15 protein-coding genes are annotated in these 18,608 nt (G+C 71.1%); 11 read left to right on the top strand and 4 right to left on the bottom strand.

Translation table 11 applies throughout. The features are described from left to right. Window positions 1-140: 140 nt before the first annotated feature. The 3 genes from DVH02_RS28465 to groL all read left to right on the top strand — a co-directional run bounded on the left by DVH02_RS28465 (window position 141) and on the right by groL (window position 3,602). The gene (locus tag DVH02_RS28465; protein ID WP_114626728.1) at window positions 141-1,226 is read left to right on the top strand and encodes a polysaccharide deacetylase family protein; all 1,086 of its coding nucleotides are present in this window, start codon (window positions 141-143) and stop codon (window positions 1,224-1,226) included. A gap of 346 nt (window positions 1,227-1,572) precedes the next feature. Beyond that, a complete protein-coding gene (gene groES, locus DVH02_RS28460) occupies window positions 1,573-1,881 on the top strand; it encodes a co-chaperone GroES (protein ID WP_023539274.1) in 309 nt (102 codons plus the stop codon). A gap of 98 nt (window positions 1,882-1,979) precedes the next feature. After that, window positions 1,980-3,602 carry a chaperonin GroEL gene (gene groL, locus DVH02_RS28455; RefSeq protein WP_114626727.1) on the top strand — a complete coding sequence of 541 codons (1,623 nt, stop codon included), beginning with the start codon at window positions 1,980-1,982 and terminating at the stop codon, window positions 3,600-3,602. Between the two features lie 136 nt (window positions 3,603-3,738). Here groL and DVH02_RS28450 read toward each other — a convergent pair whose 3' ends face one another. Then, entirely contained in the window at window positions 3,739-4,512 is a 774-nt protein-coding gene (locus DVH02_RS28450) for an SDR family NAD(P)-dependent oxidoreductase (RefSeq protein ID WP_114626726.1), read from the bottom strand. 96 nt (window positions 4,513-4,608) lie between these two features. Continuing rightward, window positions 4,609-5,283 carry an MOSC domain-containing protein gene (locus tag DVH02_RS28445; protein ID WP_114626725.1) on the bottom strand — a complete coding sequence of 225 codons (675 nt, stop codon included), beginning with the start codon at window positions 5,281-5,283 and terminating at the stop codon, window positions 4,609-4,611. An 80-nt stretch (window positions 5,284-5,363) separates the two neighbouring features. Between DVH02_RS28445 and DVH02_RS28440 the strand changes: the two genes are divergently transcribed. Further along, on the top strand, window positions 5,364-6,254 hold the full coding sequence (locus DVH02_RS28440; RefSeq protein WP_114626724.1) for a LysR family transcriptional regulator: 891 nt from the start codon (window positions 5,364-5,366) through the stop codon (window positions 6,252-6,254). 150 nt (window positions 6,255-6,404) lie between these two features. On the opposite strand, the gene DVH02_RS28435 is transcribed toward DVH02_RS28440, so the two are convergent. Further along, the gene (locus tag DVH02_RS28435) at window positions 6,405-6,779 is read right to left on the bottom strand and encodes a WhiB family transcriptional regulator (RefSeq protein ID WP_114626723.1); all 375 of its coding nucleotides are present in this window, start codon (window positions 6,777-6,779) and stop codon (window positions 6,405-6,407) included. A gap of 424 nt (window positions 6,780-7,203) precedes the next feature. Between DVH02_RS28435 and DVH02_RS28430 the strand changes: the two genes are divergently transcribed. The 4 genes from DVH02_RS28430 to DVH02_RS28415 all read left to right on the top strand — a co-directional run bounded on the left by DVH02_RS28430 (window position 7,204) and on the right by DVH02_RS28415 (window position 11,640). Then, entirely contained in the window at window positions 7,204-7,815 is a 612-nt protein-coding gene (locus tag DVH02_RS28430; RefSeq protein WP_003948568.1) for a response regulator transcription factor, read from the top strand. A gap of 294 nt (window positions 7,816-8,109) precedes the next feature. Then, entirely contained in the window at window positions 8,110-8,685 is a 576-nt protein-coding gene (locus tag DVH02_RS28425) for a sigma-70 family RNA polymerase sigma factor (RefSeq protein ID WP_114626722.1), read from the top strand. A gap of 163 nt (window positions 8,686-8,848) precedes the next feature. Continuing rightward, window positions 8,849-10,351 (top strand): IMP dehydrogenase, encoded by a 1,503-nt coding sequence (gene guaB, locus DVH02_RS28420; protein ID WP_114626721.1) that lies wholly within the window; start codon window positions 8,849-8,851, stop codon window positions 10,349-10,351. A gap of 164 nt (window positions 10,352-10,515) precedes the next feature. After that, on the top strand, window positions 10,516-11,640 hold the full coding sequence (locus tag DVH02_RS28415; RefSeq protein ID WP_114626720.1) for a GuaB3 family IMP dehydrogenase-related protein: 1,125 nt from the start codon (window positions 10,516-10,518) through the stop codon (window positions 11,638-11,640). Between the two features lie 182 nt (window positions 11,641-11,822). Here the strand turns inward: DVH02_RS28415 and DVH02_RS28410 are convergent, their stop codons facing one another. Beyond that, the gene (locus tag DVH02_RS28410; protein WP_114626719.1) at window positions 11,823-13,085 is read right to left on the bottom strand and encodes a nucleotide sugar dehydrogenase; all 1,263 of its coding nucleotides are present in this window, start codon (window positions 13,083-13,085) and stop codon (window positions 11,823-11,825) included. Between the two features lie 358 nt (window positions 13,086-13,443). On the opposite strand from DVH02_RS28410, the gene DVH02_RS28405 reads away from it, so the two are divergent. From DVH02_RS28405 to DVH02_RS28395, 3 genes are all read left to right on the top strand, one after another. Next, on the top strand, window positions 13,444-15,150 hold the full coding sequence (locus DVH02_RS28405) for a glycerol-3-phosphate dehydrogenase/oxidase (protein ID WP_114626718.1): 1,707 nt from the start codon (window positions 13,444-13,446) through the stop codon (window positions 15,148-15,150). Window positions 15,151-15,541: 391 nt separating this feature from the next. Further along, the gene (locus DVH02_RS28400) at window positions 15,542-17,458 is read left to right on the top strand and encodes a serine/threonine-protein kinase (protein WP_114626717.1); all 1,917 of its coding nucleotides are present in this window, start codon (window positions 15,542-15,544) and stop codon (window positions 17,456-17,458) included. A 245-nt stretch (window positions 17,459-17,703) separates the two neighbouring features. Continuing rightward, on the top strand, window positions 17,704-18,608 hold a 905-nt coding region (locus DVH02_RS28395; protein ID WP_233518511.1), incomplete at its 3' end, for a protein kinase.

Here is an 18,608-nt window from a genome sequence, read left to right as displayed (position 1 = left end):
GTCGGCGGCGGGGGACTCAGTGGCGGGGGAGGAGGCGCGGTCGGTCACCCGGTCCATTGTGGGCCAGCCGGGGGACGGTGCGCGTCCGGGCGGCGGTGTCGGCCGGGCGCGGGCGCTCCGCGCTGACAGGATGCGGCGCCATGCAACTAGTACGACAAAACGAAGAAATGGCATCAAAGGGTGCACGGGGTACGGAGGTGCCCGCGGCGTCGCGCGAGCGCGCCGGACGCCCGGCCCGCCGACGCCGGGGGCGGGGCCGCGCGGTGCTGGCCGTCCTGCTGGTGGCGGCCGTCGGCTCCGGCTGCGCCACGACGGAGTCCGGCGAACCGGCCGCCTCGGGCAAGCCCGCCGGGTCCGCCGACGCCGGACAGGGGCACGGGCAGAGGCAGGGGCGTGACCAGGGCCACCCGGCGGCCGGAGCGCCGAACGGGCAGCACGGGCAGCACGGGAAGGGCGAGGCCGGGGCGCTCTCCTCGAACGCCGAGGCGGTACGGGCCGCGCAGGCCGCGCGCGCCGTCGTGGCCAAAAAATGGGGGCTCGCGAAGACTCCGCTGCCCACGCCCGCGCCGCCCGCCGTCAAGCCGAAGATCACCAACCGGGAGGGCTTCGAGATCGCGAACGAGGAGGAGGGCGAGAACCTGCCGCCCGTCTTCACCACCGTCCCGGTCAAGGACAGGGTCGTCTTCCTGACGATGGACGACGGCATGGAGAAGGACCCCGAACTGCTGCGGATGATGACCGAGCTGAAGATCCCGTACACGGCCTTCCTCAGCGACTACGTCATCAACGACAACTACGGCTACTTCAAGCAGATGCAGGACCGCGGGGTCACCCTGCAGAACCACACGCTCAACCACAAGTACCTGCCGGGGCTGTCCTACGAGGGGCAGCGGCGCGAGATCTGCGATCAGCAGGACAAGCTGGAGAAGCGGTACGGCAAGCGCCCCACGCTCTTCCGGCCGCCGTACGGCAACTACAACGGCGACACGGTGCGGGCCGCCAAGACCTGCGGGGTGAAGGGGCTGCCGCTCTGGACGGCCGAGGCGTACCCCGACCGCATGGAGTGGCGCGAGTGGGACAAGGACCTGCACCCCGGCGACATCATCCTCACGCACTTCCGGGGCCGCGACGACTGGAACGCGACCATGCCCGATCTGATCAGGGCCGCGATGAAGCGCATCACGGACAAGGGGTACGCCGTGGCCCGGCTGGAGGACTACGTGTGACCTCCGCCGGATGAGCCGGGCCCCGCGCGCCGTCCGACGTCCCGAAGGGGGCGCGGCCGGCGCGCGCCGTTTCGCGGGGCGCCTCCCGGCGCGGAACCCCTGGCCACGGGTGCGCGTTCTCGTAGCGAACCCCTCGGGGATCCTCCCGCGGCGAACCGCCACGACGGCCTGAATTGGCACTCCGCTTGACCGAGTGCTAATCGCGGTCATAGTCTCAGGTCTGGCACTCCCCACTGGAGAGTGCCAAAGCGCGACTGGCAGGTCCGGCACCCGCGACGACGGACCCATCTGGTCGCCACCCTCAGACAGTTAACCCCGTGAGATCTCCGAAGGGGGAGGTCGGATCGTGACGACCGCCAGCACCAAGGTTGCCATCAAGCCGCTCGAGGACCGCATTGTGGTCCAGCCGCTCGACGCCGAGCAGACCACGGCCTCTGGCCTGGTCATCCCGGACACTGCCAAGGAGAAGCCCCAGGAGGGCGTCGTCCTGGCCGTGGGTCCGGGCCGTTTCGAGAACGGCGAGCGGCTTCCGCTCGACGTTTCCGTCGGCGATGTCGTTCTGTACAGCAAGTACGGCGGCACCGAAGTGAAGTACAGCGGCGAGGAATACCTCGTCCTCTCGGCTCGCGACGTGCTCGCGATCATCGAGAAGTAATTCACCGAAAGATTTGCTTTTGAGCTGCGCCCTCGGCCACCCAGCGATTGCCGGGCGGACGGGGGCGCAGTTCATTCGAGAGGACATGAGAAGCAGCCATGGCGAAGATCCTGAAGTTCGACGAGGACGCCCGTCGCGCCCTTGAGCGCGGCGTCAACAAGCTTGCCGACACGGTGAAGGTGACGATCGGCCCCAAGGGCCGCAACGTCGTCATCGACAAGAAGTTCGGCGCCCCCACCATCACCAACGACGGTGTCACGATCGCCCGCGAGGTCGAGCTGGACGACCCGTACGAGAACCTGGGCGCCCAGCTGGTGAAGGAGGTGGCGACCAAGACCAACGACATCGCGGGTGACGGCACCACCACCGCCACCGTGCTGGCCCAGGCGCTGGTCCGCGAGGGCCTGCGCAACGTCGCCGCCGGTGCCTCCCCGGCCTCCCTGAAGAAGGGCATCGACGCCGCGGTCAAGGCCGTCTCCGACGAGCTGCTCGCGACCGCCAGCCCGATCGACGACAAGTCCGACATCGCCGCCGTCGCCGCGCTCTCCGCGCAGGACGACCAGGTCGGCGAGTTGATCGCCGAGGCGATGGACAAGGTCGGCAAGGACGGTGTCATCACCGTCGAGGAGTCCAACACCTTCGGCCTGGAGCTGGACTTCACCGAGGGCATGGCCTTCGACAAGGGCTACCTGTCCCCGTACATGGTGACCGACCAGGAGCGTATGGAGGCCGTCCTCGACGACCCGTACATCCTGATCCACCAGGGCAAGATCGGCTCGATCCAGGAGCTGCTCCCGCTGCTGGAGAAGGTCATCCAGGGCGGTGGCTCCAAGCCGCTGCTCATCATCGCCGAGGATGTCGAGGGCGAGGCGCTCTCCACCCTCGTCGTCAACAAGATCCGCGGCACGTTCAACGCCGTCGCGGTCAAGGCCCCCGGCTTCGGTGACCGCCGCAAGGCCATGCTCGGCGACATCGCCACCCTCACCGGTGCGACCGTCATCGCCGAGGAGGTCGGCCTCAAGCTCGACCAGGCCGGTCTGGACGTGCTGGGCTCCGCCCGCCGCGTCACCGTCACCAAGGACGACACGACCATCGTCGACGGCGCGGGTGCCGCCGACGAGATCACCGGCCGCGTCAACCAGATCAAGGCCGAGATCGAGTCCACGGACTCCGACTGGGACCGCGAGAAGCTCCAGGAGCGCCTCGCGAAGCTGGCCGGCGGCGTGTGCGTGATCCGGGTCGGCGCCGCCACCGAGGTGGAGCTGAAGGAGAAGAAGCACCGTCTGGAGGACGCCATCTCCGCGACCCGCGCCGCGGTCGAGGAGGGCATCGTCTCCGGTGGTGGCTCCGCCCTGGTGCACGCCGCCAAGGTGCTGGAGGGCAACCTCGGCAAGGACGGCGACGAGGCCACCGGTGTCGCGGTCGTCCGCCGCGCCGTCGTCGAGCCGCTGCGCTGGATCGCCGAGAACGCCGGCCTGGAGGGCTACGTCATCACCTCCAAGGTGTCGGAGCTGGACAAGGGCCACGGCTTCAACGCGGCCACCGGCGAGTACGTCGACCTGGTGAAGGCCGGCGTCATCGACCCGGTCAAGGTCACGCGCTCCGCCCTGGAGAACGCCGCGTCCATCGCCTCGCTGCTGCTCACGACCGAGACCCTGGTCGTCGAGAAGCCGGCCGAGGAAGAGGCCGACGCGGCCGGCGGTCACGGCCACAGCCACTGACCCCCTCTTCGCGGCTAAACCGCCGCCGCTCTCGCGGAGGTGGTTGCTCGCCATCGTGGTTCCTCAATTGAGGGTCGCGGTGAGAAAGCCACACACGATGGCCCGGTACCTCTGGTGGGGTGCCGGGCCGTCCGCGTCAGCGCGGGCCGTACTTGCGGCCCGTCTTCGACGTGATCCCGCCGAGCAGCCCGCGCGGCGCCAGCTTCACCGCTCCCATCAGCGCCTTGTACCGGGGATCCGGTACGGAGACGGTCTTGCCGCGCGCCAGATCCGCGAGCGCCGCCGTCACCAGCTTGTCCGCGTCCAGCCACATCCAGTCGGGGATGTCGTCCACGCCCATCCCGGCCCGCTCGTGGAACTCGGTGCGCACCAGCCCCGGACACAGCGCCATCAGCCGCACCCCCGAATCCGCCAGATCCCGGGCCACCCCCTGGGTGAACTGCACGACCCACGCCTTCGACGCCCCGTACGTCCCGCGCGGCACGAACGCGGCCACCGACGCCACGTTGACGACCCCGCCCCGCCCGCGCGCCGTCATCCCGGTCACCGCCACCGACGTCAGCCGCAGCACCGCCTCGCAGTGCACCTTCAGCATCGTCAGCTCGTCGGCGACGGGGACTTCGAGGAAGCGGCCCTTGTTGCCGAACCCCGCGTTGTTGACGAGCAGATCGACCGGTGCCCTCCGGTCCGAGAGCCGCTTCTCCACCGACTCGATACCGCCGTCCGTGGCGAGATCGGCCGTCAGCACCTCGGCCTCGATGCCGTGCCGGTCGTGCAGTTCGGTGGCCTGATCGCGCAGGCGCTCGATGTCGCGGGCCACCAGCACGAGGTTGTGCCCGTCGGCCGCCAGCCGTCGCGCGAAGGCGGCACCGATGCCCGCCGTCGAGCCCGTAATCAAAGCAGTCGTCATACGCGGCACGTTAGTGCCTGTCCCCGCGCCTCTGATGTGAGCGTTCCGTGGACGGACGGTCTCCCCGGCCCGGCGGTCGTCGCCACCACCGCAGGGTCAGGGCCGCTTCGTCGACTTCTCGACGTACTCCCGCGCGATCCGCAGCCCCTCGGAGTGCAGCGCCTCACCGGCCGCCAGGGTCCGGGGCAGCAGCTCACGCTCGGTGGTGACCGCCCGGAACGACAGCGCCACCGTCACCTCGTGCGCGGGCCGGTGGACGATCTCGATCGGGTCGCCCGCGCGGATCTCGCCCGGAGCGATGACCCGCAAGTACGCGCCCGTCACGGCCTGCCCGGTGAAGCGCCTCACCCAGCCCTTCTCACCCAGCCAGCTCTGGAACGTACGGCACGGAATCCGCCCGGACGTCGCCTCCAGCACCACATCGGGCCCGATCCGCCAGCGCTCACCGATCTTCGCGCCGGTGATGTCGACACCGGACGTCGTGAGGTTCTCGCCGAAGACGCCGTTGGCCAGCGGCCGGCCCAGCTCCCGCTCCCAGAAGTCCAGATCCTCCCGGGCGAAGGCGTACACCGCCTGGTCGCAGCCGCCGTGATGGCGCAGATCGCAGACCGCGTCACCGGCGATGCCGCTGCCGCCCGCGCCCTTCGGCCCCGGATCCGTCACCAGGACCGGACCGTCCACCGGCCGTTTGTCGATCCCGGTGGCGCCACCGGGCGCGTCGGTGTAATCCACGGGCATCGGCCGCCCGGCATTTACGCTCAGAAGCTTCATACGCGCACGCTAGACGCACCGGACCCAAGCTCTCCAGGTATTTTCCGGCGCCATCTCAAAGAAGCACTTATGGTTGACGGGTGATCGAAGCCCGTCATCTCCGTGTACTGCGCACCGTGGCCGCCACCGGTTCCTTCTCCGCCGCCGCCCGCGAACTGGGCTGTACGCAGCCCGCCGTCAGCCAGCAGATGCGGGCGCTCGAAGCCTCCGCGGGCACCCCGCTGGTGGTCAGGACCGGGCGCGAGACGCGGCTGACCGAGGCCGGACAGGTCCTCGTACGCCATGCGACGGGCATCCTGGCCGGGCTCGGCGCCGCCGAGGAGGAGGTCGCCGCCCTCGCCGGGCTGCGCGCGGGCCGGGTCAGGCTGGTGTCGTTCCCCAGCGGCAGCTCCACCCTGGTGCCCACCGCGCTGGCCGCCCTGCGCGCCGCCCACGCCGGGATCCGGGTCTCCCTCGTCGAGGCCGAGCCGCCGAACTCGGCGGCGATGCTGCGGGACGGCGAGTGCGATGTGGCGCTGGCGTTCCGGTACGACGGCGCCACCGCGGAATGGGCGGACCTGGTGGTGCGTCCGCTGCTCGTGGACCGGCTCGTCGGTCTCGTCCCCGCGGGGCACCGGCTCGCCGGCGCCCGTACCGTGCCGATCGGGGAGCTGGCCGGCGAGTCGTGGATCGCGGGGTGTCCGCGCTGCCGCGAACAGCTCGTGGCCGCCTGCGAGCGGTCCGGGTTCACGCCGCGGATCGATTTCGCGACGGACGACTACCCGGCCGTGATCGGCCTGGTCGCGGCGGGGCTCGGCGTGGCGGTCCTGCCGCAGCTCGCGATGGAGTCCGTCCGTACGGAAGGCGTCCGTACGGTCGCGGTCGAACCCGCCGTCCGGCGCGAGGTCGTGGCGCTGACCCTGCCGGACCTCGCCCGCGTCCCGGCCGTCGCGGCCACGCTGGACCAGCTCGCGCTGGCCGCCGCTCGCTGACCGGCGTCGGCGGACATCGGCGGGCGGTCGGGGCGTCCGCGGTGTCGCGGGTGTCCGCGGTGTCCGGGGCCTGGGGCGTCTGGGGGGCCTGGGCGGTGCGGGGATGCCATGCAGGAACGTTTCTTCCCCTGGTGGGGCGCGCCGCGAAGATCAGTCGCCGCCGTGCCCTGTGCGGTCCGCGTGCCCGGTGTGGCCGTCGTGGTCCGTGTCCGCTGCCCCCGAGGGGGCCGACGCGCTGATCAGCCGGGTGCGCGCCCGTCCCATCAGTTCCTCGCGCTCGTCCTCGGTCAGCCCGCCCCACACGCCGTACGGCTCCCGTACCGCCAGTGCGTGCGCCGCGCATTCCGCGCGGACCGGGCACCGCATGCACACCTCTTTCGCCGAGTTCTCACGCGCGCTTCGTGCCGCGCCTCTTTCCCCCTCCGGATGGAAGAAGAGCGAACTGTCCACACCACGACAAGCCGCGAGGAGCTGCCAGTCCCACAGATCTGCGTTCGGTCCGGGAAGGCGGGAGAAATCTGCCATTGCTCATGTCCCCTTGAAACCGTGCTGAGGCGGATACGGGCGGCTTGGACGCCAGGTACGAGCCCGGCGCGCAACTCACGCCAGTGCTCACGACGGTACATCTACTATCTAAGTAGATGTAAATATGACTCATGACGAATCTAGCCACAGACACTAGTGAAAGTGAAGAAAAGGCGCTAAATGGGGCATGGTTTGAATCGACGTTCCGCGGGTGAGGCCGTTCTTCTCCGTGTGCGCGCCCTCACGGGGAGTGCGGAACTCGATCCTCCGACCCGTAACTCTTTCGAGTGACCGTCGTTGAGTGTGTGAGGCGGTTGAGAGAATGAGCGATCGGGCACATGTCCGAGAGCGTCAATCGCACAGGTGACGACATGTACCCAGCCTGGAGGCTCAAGGTGACGCGCATCAGCTGCGGAGGACGGTCATGACATCCGTCCTCGTCTGCGACGACTCCCCGCTTGCCCGAGAGGCGCTCCGCCGCGCGGTCGCGACCGTGCCCGGCGTCGAGCGCGTGACGACCGCGGCCAACGGCGAGGAAGTCCTCCGCCGCTGGGGCGCGGATCGGTCCGATCTCATTCTCATGGACGTCCGCATGCCGGGGCTCGGGGGGGTGGAGACGGTCCGGCGGCTGCTCTCGGCGGACCCCGGAGCCCGGATCATCATGCTCACGGTCGCGGAGGACCTGGACGGCGTCGCTCTCGCGGTCGCCGCCGGCGCCCGCGGATATCTGCACAAGGACGCCTCGCGCGCGGAGCTGCGCGCGACCGTCACCCAGGCGCTCGCCGATCCCACCTGGCGCCTCGCGCCGCGCCGGCTCCGCTCGGCCGAGATGGGCGCCGCGCCCACCCTCACGGCCCGCGAGATCCAGGTGCTCGAAGGGATGAGCCACGGCCGCTCCAACGCGGAGATCGGCCGTGAGCTGTTTCTCTCCGAGGACACGGTCAAGACGCACGCCCGGCGCCTCTTCAAGAAGCTCGGCGCCTCGGACCGCGCGCACGCGGTGGCGCTCGGCTTCCGCTGGGGTCTCGTGCGCTGACGCGCGGGGCCCGTTCCCCCCGATCCGGAGGCTCCGCGCGGTCCGTGACCGGCTCCGCGCGAGCCCCCGGGCGGGATGGTGGCGGTGAGCGGGCGGGGCCGAACGTACGCCCGTACACACCCGTTTCCCGCGCTATGCCGCATCCTTGGAGATGTGGAGTTCCTCGGGGACGAGTCGGACGAGCGCGAGGGGAGGGCGCACGGAATGAGTTCTGCCGCACCCGCTCATAACGCTTCGGTGCACAACTACGGACGCGGCGCCGCCGACCAGCAGCCGCCAAGGCACCATGGACCGATGCGCGATGACGAGACCACGGTGATCGGTGCGCTCGTACACCGTGCCGTCGACGGCGACGAAAGGGCCACGCACGATCTGCTGGCGCGTGTCCACCCGCTCGCGCTGCGCTACTGCCGCACGCGGCTGAACCGGCTGCCTGGTGACGCTCGCCACTTCGTGGAGGATCTCGCGCAGGAGGTGTGCGTCGCCGTCCTGATGGCGCTGCCCCGCTACCGCGACACCGGACGGCCCTTCGAGGCGTTCGTCTTCGCCATCGCCGGGCACAAGGTCGCCGACCTCCAGCGGGCCGCCATGCGGCACCCGGGGTCGACCGCGGTGCCGTCCGACGAGATGCCCGAGCGGCCGGACGACTCGCTGGGCCCGGAGGAGCGCGCGCTGCTCAGCAGCGACGCGGAATGGGCCAAGAAGCTGCTCGCGAACCTGCCGGACAACCAGCGCGAGCTGCTGGTGCTCAGGGTCGCGGTCGGACTCACGGCCGAGGAGACCGGGCAGATGCTCGGCATGTCGCCCGGCGCGGTGCGGGTCGCGCAGCACCGCGCCCTCAGCAGACTGCGGGCCCTGGCCGGGCAGTGACCGCTCACCGTTCTGCCACACCCGCTCCGGCCCCGGGGACGGGCGTGGCAGTCTACGGATGAACATACGAAGCCGGTCGGTGATCTTGTTCGTGGAATGAGCGGCTCGCGAAGCCCGTTAGCATGGACATCCGCACCGATCAAGGCCATTTGGGGAAGGTGTCATGACTGCAAACGTCGACGGAGTGCCCGAGAAATTCGCGACACTCGGGCTGACATACGACGACGTGCTGCTGCTGCCTGGCGCCTCGGAAGTCCTGCCGAACCAGGTGGACACCGCGTCGCTGGTCTCCCGCAACGTCAGAGTGAACATCCCGCTGCTCTCCGCCGCGATGGACAAGGTCACCGAAGCCCGGATGGCGATCGCCATGGCGCGGCAGGGCGGCGTGGGCGTGCTGCACCGCAATCTCTCCATCGCCGACCAGGCCAACCAGGTCGACCTGGTGAAGCGCTCCGAGTCCGGCATGGTCACCGACCCGATCACCGTCCACCCGGACGCGACGCTCGCCGAGGCCGACCAGCTCTGCGCCAAGTTCCGGATCAGCGGCGTCCCGGTCACCGACCGCGCGGGCAAGCTGCTCGGCATCGTCACCAACCGGGACATGGCCTTCGAGGCGGACCGCACGCGTCAGGTGCGCGAGGTCATGACCCCGATGCCGCTCGTCACCGGCAAGGTCGGCATCTCCGGCGTGGACGCCATGGAGCTGCTGCGCCGCCACAAGATCGAGAAGCTGCCGCTGGTCGACGACGCGGGCATCCTCAAGGGCCTCATCACGGTCAAGGACTTCGTCAAGGCCGAGAAGTACCCGAACGCCGCCAAGGACGCCGAGGGCAGGCTGCTCGTCGGCGCCGCCGTCGGCGCCAGCCCGGAGGCGCTGGAGCGCGCCCAGGCGCTGGTCGCGGCGGGCGTCGACTTCCTGGTCGTGGACACCTCGCACGGCCACAACAGCAACGCGCTCAGCTGGATGTCCAAGATCAAGTCGAGTGTTCCCGTCGACGTCATCGGCGGCAACGTCGCCACCCGGGACGGCGCCAAGGCGCTGATCGACGCGGGTGTGGACGGCGTCAAGGTCGGCGTGGGCCCCGGTTCGATCTGCACCACCCGTGTCGTCGCCGGGATCGGTGTCCCGCAGGTCACCGCGATCTACGAGGCGGCGGTCGTCTGCCAGTCGGCCGGTATCCCGGTCATCGGCGACGGCGGCCTGCAGTACTCGGGCGACATCGGCAAGGCCCTCGCCGCCGGTGCCGGAACGGTGATGCTCGGCAGCCTCCTCGCGGGCTGCGAGGAGTCGCCGGGAGAGCTTCAGTTCATCAACGGCAAGCAGTTCAAGTCGTACCGGGGCATGGGTTCGCTGGGCGCGATGCAGTCGCGCGGCCAGGGCCGCTCCTTCTCGAAGGACCGCTACTTCCAGGCCGAGGTCTCCTCCGACGACAAGCTCGTCCCCGAGGGCATCGAGGGCCAGGTGCCCTACCGTGGCCCCCTCTCCGCCGTGCTGCACCAGCTCGTCGGCGGTCTGCGCCAGACCATGGGGTACGTGGGCGCCGCCTCCATCGACGAGATGGAGACGAAGGGCCGGTTCGTCCGGATCACCGCGGCGGGCCTCAAGGAGAGCCACCCGCACGACATCCAGATGACGGTCGAGGCACCGAACTACACCCGGGGCTGAACCGCGCGTACGCATGAGGGACGGTGCCCGGTCCGGGCCCGTCCCTCACGGGTGTGCCGGGGCCGGGGCCCCGGCGGGGCGGGCGCCGGGACGCGCCGTCGGCACCGGGCGAACGGGCGTCGGGGATACTGGGACGGCAGACGTAGAGGGAAAGGCCACACATCGTGACTGAGATCGAGATCGGGCGCGGCAAGCGCGGCCGCAGGGCGTACGCCTTCGACGACATCGCCGTCGTCCCCAGCCGGCGCACCCGGGACCCGAAGGAGGTCTCGATCGCCTGGCAGATCGACGCCTACCGGTTCGAGCTGCCGTTCCTGGCCGCGCCCATGGACTCCGTGGTCTCGCCGCGGACCGCGATCCGTATCGGTGAGATGGGTGGTCTGGGCGTCCTCAACCTGGAGGGCCTGTGGACCCGGTACGAGGACCCGCAGCCGCTGCTCGACGAGATCGCCGGTCTTGACGAGGCGACCGCCAACCGCAGGCTCCAGGAGATCTACGCGGAGCCCATCAAGGAAGAGCTGATCGGGCAGCGCATCAAGGAGGTGCGCGACTCGGGCGTGGTCACCGCGGCGGCGCTCTCGCCGCAGCGCACCGCCCAGTTCTCCAAGGCCGTGGTGGACGCCGGGGTCGACATCTTCGTCATCCGGGGTACGACGGTCTCCGCCGAGCACGTCTCCGGCGCGGCCGAGCCGCTGAACCTCAAGCAGTTCATCTACGAGCTGGACGTGCCGGTCATCGTCGGCGGCTGCGCCACGTACACCGCCGCCCTGCACCTGATGCGTACGGGCGCGGCGGGCGTGCTGGTCGGCTTCGGCGGCGGCGCGGCGCACACCACCCGTAACGTGCTGGGCATCCAGGTCCCGATGGCCACCGCCGTCGCGGATGTCGCGGCGGCGCGCCGTGACTACATGGACGAGTCCGGCGGCCGGTATGTGCACGTCATCGCGGACGGCGGGGTCGGCTGGTCCGGCGACCTGCCCAAGGCGATCGCCTGCGGTGCCGACTCCGTCATGATCGGCTCTCCGCTGGCGCGCGCCACGGACGCGCCCGGCAAGGGCCGTCACTGGGGCATGGAGGCCGTCCACGAGGACGTGCCGCGCGGCAAGCTGGTCGACCTGGGCATCGCCGGGACGACGGAGGAGGTCCTGACGGGCCCCTCGCACAGCCCCGACGGGTCGATGAACTTCTTCGGCGCGCTGAAGCGGGCCATGGCGACGACGGGCTACAGCGAACTCAAGGAGTTCCAGCGCGTCGAGGTCACGGTGGCGGACTCGCAGCACAGCCGCTGACCGTCGCTCCCCCGCTTCCCGCCACTTCCCGCCCGAAAGGCCGCCTCTTGAAGAGGCGGCCTTTCGCGTATGAGCGGCGCTCCGTCAGGAGGCCGCCTTGCGGGCGCCGGAGAAGGCGGCGGTGAGTATTTCCCGCGGGGAGCCTCCGGGGCCCGGCGCTACGTCCGGCGGGACCTTCCTGGTCAGAGCCGGTGTGCCGCGCCCGCAGGGCTGGCACCCCTGGTGTCCAGCAGCAACTGCGCCTTGACCGCGAGCCCCTGGAGGTCGTACGTGCGGTGGTTCTGGAGCAGGACCGTCAGGTCGGCGTTGGCGGCGGCCTCGTAGAGAGAGTCGGCGCGCGGTACGGGCAGCTCGCGCACGCGCCAGTCGGGTACGTACGGGTCGTGGTAGCTGACGGCGGCGCCGAGGTCCATCAGCCGACAGGCGATCTCGGTCGCCGGTGAGCCTTCCTGGTCGGCCAGGTCGGGCTTGTAGGTGACGCCGAGGAGCAGCACCCGGGCGCCGCGCGCGGACTTGCCGTGCTCGTTGAGCAGGGTGGCGCAGCGCTGGATGACGTACTGCGGCATCCGGCTGTTGATCTCCTGGGCGAGGCCGACCATGCGCAGGGGATGGCCGGGGGTGCGGCCCGCGTGCGGCAGATAGCTGGGGTCCATCGGCACGCCGTGGCCGCCGACGCCGGGGCCCGGCCGGAACGCCTGGAAGCCGAAGGGCTTGGTCTCCGCGCAGCGGATGACGTCCCAGAGGTCGACGCCGAGGTCGTGGCAGAGCACGGCCATCTCGTTGACCAGCGCGATGTTCACGTGCCGGAAGTTGGTTTCGAGGAGTTTGACGGTCTCGGCCTCGCGCGGGCCGCGGGCGCGTACGACCTTGTCGGTGAGGCGGCCGTAGAAGGTCGCGGCGGACTCGGTGCAGGCGGGGGTGAGGCCGCCGATCACCTTGGGGGTGCCGGCGAAGCCGTGGGCGCGGTTGCCGGGGTCGACCCGGCCGGGGGAGTAGGCGAGGTGGAAGTCGCGTCCGGCGCGCAGTCCCGAGCCCTCTTCGAGGATCCCGCGCAGGAAGCCCTCCGTGGTGCCGGGCGCGGCGGGGGATTCCAGCAGCACGGTGGTGTGCGGGCGCAGCCGGGCCGCCAGGGCGCGGGCGGCGGCGCCGATGGCGGTGAGATCGGGGGTCCGGTCGGGGCCCAGGGGGGTGGGGGCGCAGATCACGGCGGTACGGACCCGGCCCAGCTCGGTCGGGTTGGTGGTGGGCCGGAACCCTCCCGAGAGCATCCGGCGGACGTCGGAGGCGGTGAGGGGTCCGTCGACCGGGCTCTGGCCCGCGGCGAGTTTGGCCACGGGGCGTGGGTCGGTGTCGTAGCCGATGGTGTCGATGCCGGCGGCCACGGCGGCCTGGGCGAGGGGCAGGCCGAGGTGGCCGAGTCCGATGACGGCGAGATCTGCGGGCATGGCGGTGGCCGCGTCCTTCCCTGCGGTCCGGTCCGGGCGGACTGCGCGGGCCCGGACCGGACATAGCCGGAGTTGACAGTGAGCGCAAGCCCGGTGGACAGAATGAGCGAGCGCACTGTCAGACTAGGCTTAAATATGACCGTTATGCGGCATTGCGTGGTCCGTGGAGGCTGTTTGTCGGATATTGCGCCTTTCGGGGGTCGGTTCGTCCGCCGCCCGGACCCGCCGCTCGGGCCTGCCGTCGGCCGCCCGGGACCGGGTGGGACGGGAGTTGTCCACAGCCAGTGGCTGAAGTCGCCGACTGCGGACAGAATCGATCTATGAGCCCGACCACGCGGGGGACGACCGGGAGGCAGCGGTGAGGACAGCGACACTGGGACCTGAGGAGCGCGCCCGAGCGCTGGCGGAGATGACCGAGCGCGAGCTGGACGTGCTGGTGATCGGCGCGGGGGTGGTCGGGGCGGGCACCGCTCTCGACGCCGTCACGCGAGGGCTGTCGACCGGACTGGTGGAGGCGCGTGACTGGGCCGCCGGCACGTCGAGCCGCTCCAGCAAGCTGATCCACGGCGGTCTGCGCTATCTGGAGATGCTCGACTTCACCCTGGTGCGCGAGGCTCTCAAGGAGCGCGGGCTGCTGCTGGAGAAGCTGGCGCCCCATCTGGTCAAGCCCGTACCGTTCCTCTACCCGTTGCGGCACAAGGGCTGGGAGCGGTTCTACGCGGGATCGGGCGTCGCGCTGTACGACGCGATGTCCGTGTCGTCAGGACACGGCCGGGGGCTGCCCGTTCACCGCCACCTCTCCCGTCGTAACGCCCTGCGGGTGGCGCCCTGCCTGAAGAAGGACGCCCTGGTGGGCGCGTTGCAGTACTACGACGCGCAGATGGACGACGCGCGCTATGTGGCCACCCTGGTCCGCACGGCCGCCACCTATGGCGCCCGCGTCGCCAACGGGGCGCGGGTCATCGGCTTCCTGCGCGAGGGCGAGCGGGTCGTGGGCGCGCGCGTGCGCGACGTGGAGGCAGGCGGGGAGTACGAGATCCGCGCCAAGCAGGTCGTCAACGCCACCGGGGTGTGGACGGACGACACCCAGGCGCTGATCGCCGAGCGGGGCCAGTTCCACGTCCGGGCCTCCAAGGGCATCCACCTGGTCGTGCCCAAGGACCGGATCCACTCCTCGACCGGGCTGATCCTGCGGACCGAGAAGTCGGTGCTGTTCGTCATCCCCTGGGGCCGCCACTGGATCGTCGGCACCACCGACACCGACTGGGACCTGGACAAGGCCCACCCCGCCGCCTCCAGCGCCGACATCGACTATCTGCTGGAGCACGTGAACTCGGTGCTGTCCGTCCCCCTGACCCGCGACGACGTGCAGGGGGTGTACGCGGGGCTGCGCCCGCTGCTGGCCGGGGAGTCGGACGCGACCAGCAAGCTGTCCCGCGAGCACACGGTGGCGCACCCGGTGCCCGGCATGGTGGTCGTCGCCGGCGGCAAGTACACCACCTACCGGGTGATGGCCAAGGACGCGGTGGACGAGGCGGTGCACGGCCTCGACCAGCGCGTGGCCGACTGCGTCACGGAGGACGTGCCGCTGCTCGGTGCCGAGGGCTACCACGCGCTGTGGAACGCGCGGGCGGGCATGGCGGCCAGGACCGGGATCCACGTGGCCAGGGTCGAGCATCTGCTCAACCGCTACGGGACGCTGGTGGAGGAGCTGCTGGAGATGATCGCGGCCGACCCGGGACTCGGCGAGCCGCTCGGCGGGGCCGACGACTATCTGCGCGCCGAGGTCGTCTACGCAGCCTCCCACGAAGGCGCCCGCCACCTCGAAGACGTGCTGACCCGCCGCACCCGCGTCTCGATCGAGACCTTCGACCGGGGCACGCGCAGCGCCCGGGAGTGCGCGGAGCTGATGGCGCCGGTCCTCGGCTGGGACGAGGACCAGATCGAGCGGGAGGTCGCGCACTACGAGAAGCGGGTGGAGGCGGAGCGGGAGTCGCAGCGGCAGCCCGACGACCAGACGGCGGACGCGGCGCGGCTGGGCGCGCCGGACATCGTGCCGACCTGACGCGCCGTTCGCGAACGGGGGGCGTCGTCGAACCCGGACGTGCCCGTGGTGAACCAGGAGGAGGGCGGACACGTATAGACGCGCGGGTACCCCGCCGGATGACGCGCGCTCAGAATCCAATCGATCCCAGGCGCATCGTTCGTCACATCAAACTCATCCGTTACGCGTGCACTTGTGCAGAATTCGAACAGGGGCGTGATCAGCGGAGTGTTCGGCCCTGCCCCGGGCAGTGGCATGGTGGGGGTCCTTCCGGCGGCACCATCCCGGCGGGCACCGGACCCGGCAGCAGTGTCGGTCCCGGAGTGAGGGACAATGAAGGCTCTGCCAGGGCGCGTTACGGCACCGTGCGGCGGCGGGCGCGGGCCAGGATCAGGGATCGCAGAGGGGACGCATGTCGGAGTCGAAGCAGTCGCGGGACACGGCGCAGGAGCCTCGGCGGGAGACCGGGAAGGGCTCCGACGACACCCCGGAAGGCCGCCTGCTCGCGGGCAGGTACCGGCTCGGTGCGGTGCTCGGGCGCGGGGGCATGGGCACGGTGTGGCGCGCCCTCGACGAGACGCTCGGCCGTACGGTCGCGGTGAAGGAACTGCGCTTCCCCTCCAGCATCGACGACGACGAGAAGCGCCGGCTCATCACGCGCACGCTGCGCGAGGCCAAGGCGATCGCCCGGATCCGCAACAACGGCGCGGTCACCGTCTTCGACGTCGTGGACGAGGACGACCGGCCCTGGATCGTCATGGAGCTGGTCGAGGGCAAGTCCCTCGCCGAAGCCGTCCGTGAGGACGGTCTCCTGACGCCCAAACGGGCCGCCGAGGTCGGACTCGCCATCCTCGACGTGCTGCGCTCGGCGCACCGCGAGGGCATCCTGCACCGCGACGTGAAGCCGTCCAACGTGCTGATCGCCGAGGACGGCCGTGTCGTGCTCACGGACTTCGGCATCGCCCAGGTCGAGGGTGACCCGTCGGTCACCTCGACCGGCATGCTCGTCGGCGCCCCTTCCTACATCTCGCCCGAGCGCGCCCGTGGCCACAAGCCGGGCCCCGCCGCCGACCTCTGGTCGCTCGGCGGCCTGCTGTACGCGTCGGTGGAAGGCTCGCCCCCGTACGACAAGGGCTCCGCCATCGCCACGCTGACGGCGGTCATGACCGAGCCGCTCGACCCGCCGAAGAACGCGGGCGCGCTGAAAGAGGTCATCTACGGGCTGCTGGCCAAGGACCCCGAGCAGCGGCTCGACGACGCGGGCGCGCGAGCGCTCCTCGAAGACATCGTCCAGGCGCCCGACAGCGGTCCGAAGCCCGCGCTCGACGCCACCCGGGCGCTTCCGCTGCCGTCGGCTCCCCCCGCGCCCCGGCCCGCGGCGCGCCCCGCGCCAGGGGCCGCCGGGTATCCGACGTCCGCCCTCCAGTCCGCCGCCCCGGCCAGGCCCGCCGCGCCGCGTGCCTCGCTCACGGACGTGGTGCCCCGGCGCACGCTGGTGGTGATCGCCGTCGTCGCGGCGCTGGCCATCATCGCCACGGTGCTGATCGTCGCCCTGAACGGGGACGGAAGCTCCGACGGCGCGGCCGGTCCGGGCAAGGGGAGCGGTGACAAGGCGGCCTCCGCCGGGTCCGCCGACGACGCCACAGGCGGCGGCGACAAGGACGGCCCGGCGTCGGGCAAGAGCACGAAGGGGGAGGGCAAGGACGGTTCCGCTGCCACCGCCGGCAAGGATTCCGGAGGTTCCGGTTCCGATTCGGCCGCCGGTTCCGACACGTCGGACGACAGCGACGACCAGTCCGACGACGCCGATGGGGACGACAAGGACAAGGGCGACAAGGGCAAGGACAAGGGCAAGACGGGCGACGACGGGCTCCCCGATGGCTACGCCACCGTCAGCGACGCCCAGTTCCACTTCTCCATGGCGATGCCCGAGGGCTTCCGCAAGACGGGCATAGCCGGGAGCAACTCCGGTGGCATATACAGCAAGAGCGGCGGATTCCCCCGGGTGCAGGGCGACTTCACCAGCACCCCGACCGGCGACGCCGCGGCGGCCTGGCGGCAGCAGGAGCCGATCGTCAGCCGGAGCAGCGGCAACTACAAGCGCGTCAGCCTCAAGGCGACCGAGTACAACGGCTACCCGACCGTCGCCGACTGGGAGTTCGAGCGCGACCAGAGCGGCCAGCGCGTCAGGGTCCTCAACCGCGGCTTCAAGGTCGACGGCTCCCGGGGTTACTCGATCATGGTGAGCTGCAAGGCGAGCGAGTGGGACACGTCGGAGTGCGAGACCCTGCGGGAGACGGCCTTCGCCACCTTCGAGCCGAAGGGCTGAGCGCGCGTCCGGCGCGCCTTCACCACTCGGCCAGGGAATGGCCGCGGCTGTCGCGGGCAGGAGTGGGGTGCTGCGAATGCGAACGTTCCGTGCCGGGTTCCGAGACCCGGCGGCACGTTCGCCCACAGCCACGTATCGTGAGACTCGCGAACCGTACGCATCCACAATGAGCCGGTAAACGACCGGAATTGGCGGTTTCGTGGGTCTCCGGGACCGGAAGACCGCCTGTTTGTCGGGGAGGCGTCGTGGACGAATACGCGGGACGGGTGCTCGCCGACCGCTATCGCCTGCCCCTGCCACCGTCCGACGAGTACGAACTCGTCGAGACCCGTGCGTTCGACACGTACAGCGGGCAGGAGGTCCTCGTCCGGCAGGTGCCCCTGCCGGAGGTCGTGGAGGCCGAGGTCGTCGACGCCGAGGGCGGCGCCGCACCCCGGCGCGCTCCCGGGCGTACTCCCCGCAGGCATACGGACCCTGCCGTGCGGCGGGCCATCGAGGCGGCGCAGAGCGCGGCGCAGATCCCGGACCACCCCAGGCTCGACCAGGTCTTCGACGTCTTCGCCGAGTCCGGCTCGCTGTGGATAGTGAGCGAACTCGTCGCGGCCAGGCCGCTCGCCGCGCTGCTCGCGGAGAAGCCGCTCAACCCGTTCCGCGCGGCCGAGATCGCCTCCGACGTGCTCACCGCCGTACGCGTGGTGCACGCGCACGGCTGGACCCACCGGAACATCACCATCCGCACCGTCCTCGTCTGCGACGACGGCCGGGTCGTGCTGACCGGGCTCGCGGCGGGCGCGGCCGAGGAGGCGCTGTGCGGATACGCGCCGGTGCCGGAGCCCCTCGACGAGCCGGAGACGTTCGACGCCGGTCCCGCGCCCTCCGGACTCCACGGTTCCGGGGCGCCGGAACAGCTCGGCAGCGGAGTCGAGTCCGGGCCGCCCGGCGGCATCGAGCAGACCGGAGCGCCGGGCCCGGCGCACGCGCCGGGGCCCACGGCCGGAGTGCCCGGCGCGCAGGGCCGGGCCGCGCTGGAGACGGGCCGGGCCGCGCGGAGCCCGTACGGCGAGGGCACCTCGTCCGGCACGTCTGGCGCGATGCCCCGGCCGCACCACGGCCCGCCCGGCATCCCCGCGCCGTACGGCGCGGGGATGCC

Origin of the sequence: Streptomyces corynorhini, from assembly GCF_003346515.1 — a bacterium.
GTDB lineage: Bacteria > Actinomycetota > Actinomycetes > Streptomycetales > Streptomycetaceae > Streptomyces > Streptomyces corynorhini.
Note: the sequence above shows the minus strand (reverse complement) of the source record. Positions and strands in the feature narration are given on the sequence as shown.

Coding starts and splice junctions, on each gene's coding strand:
- DVH02_RS28430 (WP_003948568.1), top strand. CDS start 7,204: ATGACATCCGTCCTCGTCTGCGACGACTCCCCGCTTGCCCGAGAGGCG.
- DVH02_RS28410 (WP_114626719.1), bottom strand. CDS start 13,085: ATGCCCGCAGATCTCGCCGTCATCGGACTCGGCCACCTCGGCCTGCCC.
- groL (WP_114626727.1), top strand. CDS start 1,980: ATGGCGAAGATCCTGAAGTTCGACGAGGACGCCCGTCGCGCCCTTGAG.
- DVH02_RS28400 (WP_114626717.1), top strand. CDS start 15,542: ATGTCGGAGTCGAAGCAGTCGCGGGACACGGCGCAGGAGCCTCGGCGG.
- DVH02_RS28465 (WP_114626728.1), top strand. CDS start 141: ATGCAACTAGTACGACAAAACGAAGAAATGGCATCAAAGGGTGCACGG.
- DVH02_RS28435 (WP_114626723.1), bottom strand. CDS start 6,779: ATGGCAGATTTCTCCCGCCTTCCCGGACCGAACGCAGATCTGTGGGAC.
- DVH02_RS28450 (WP_114626726.1), bottom strand. CDS start 4,512: ATGACGACTGCTTTGATTACGGGCTCGACGGCGGGCATCGGTGCCGCC.
- guaB (WP_114626721.1), top strand. CDS start 8,849: ATGACTGCAAACGTCGACGGAGTGCCCGAGAAATTCGCGACACTCGGG.
- DVH02_RS28425 (WP_114626722.1), top strand. CDS start 8,110: ATGCGCGATGACGAGACCACGGTGATCGGTGCGCTCGTACACCGTGCC.
- DVH02_RS28445 (WP_114626725.1), bottom strand. CDS start 5,283: ATGAAGCTTCTGAGCGTAAATGCCGGGCGGCCGATGCCCGTGGATTAC.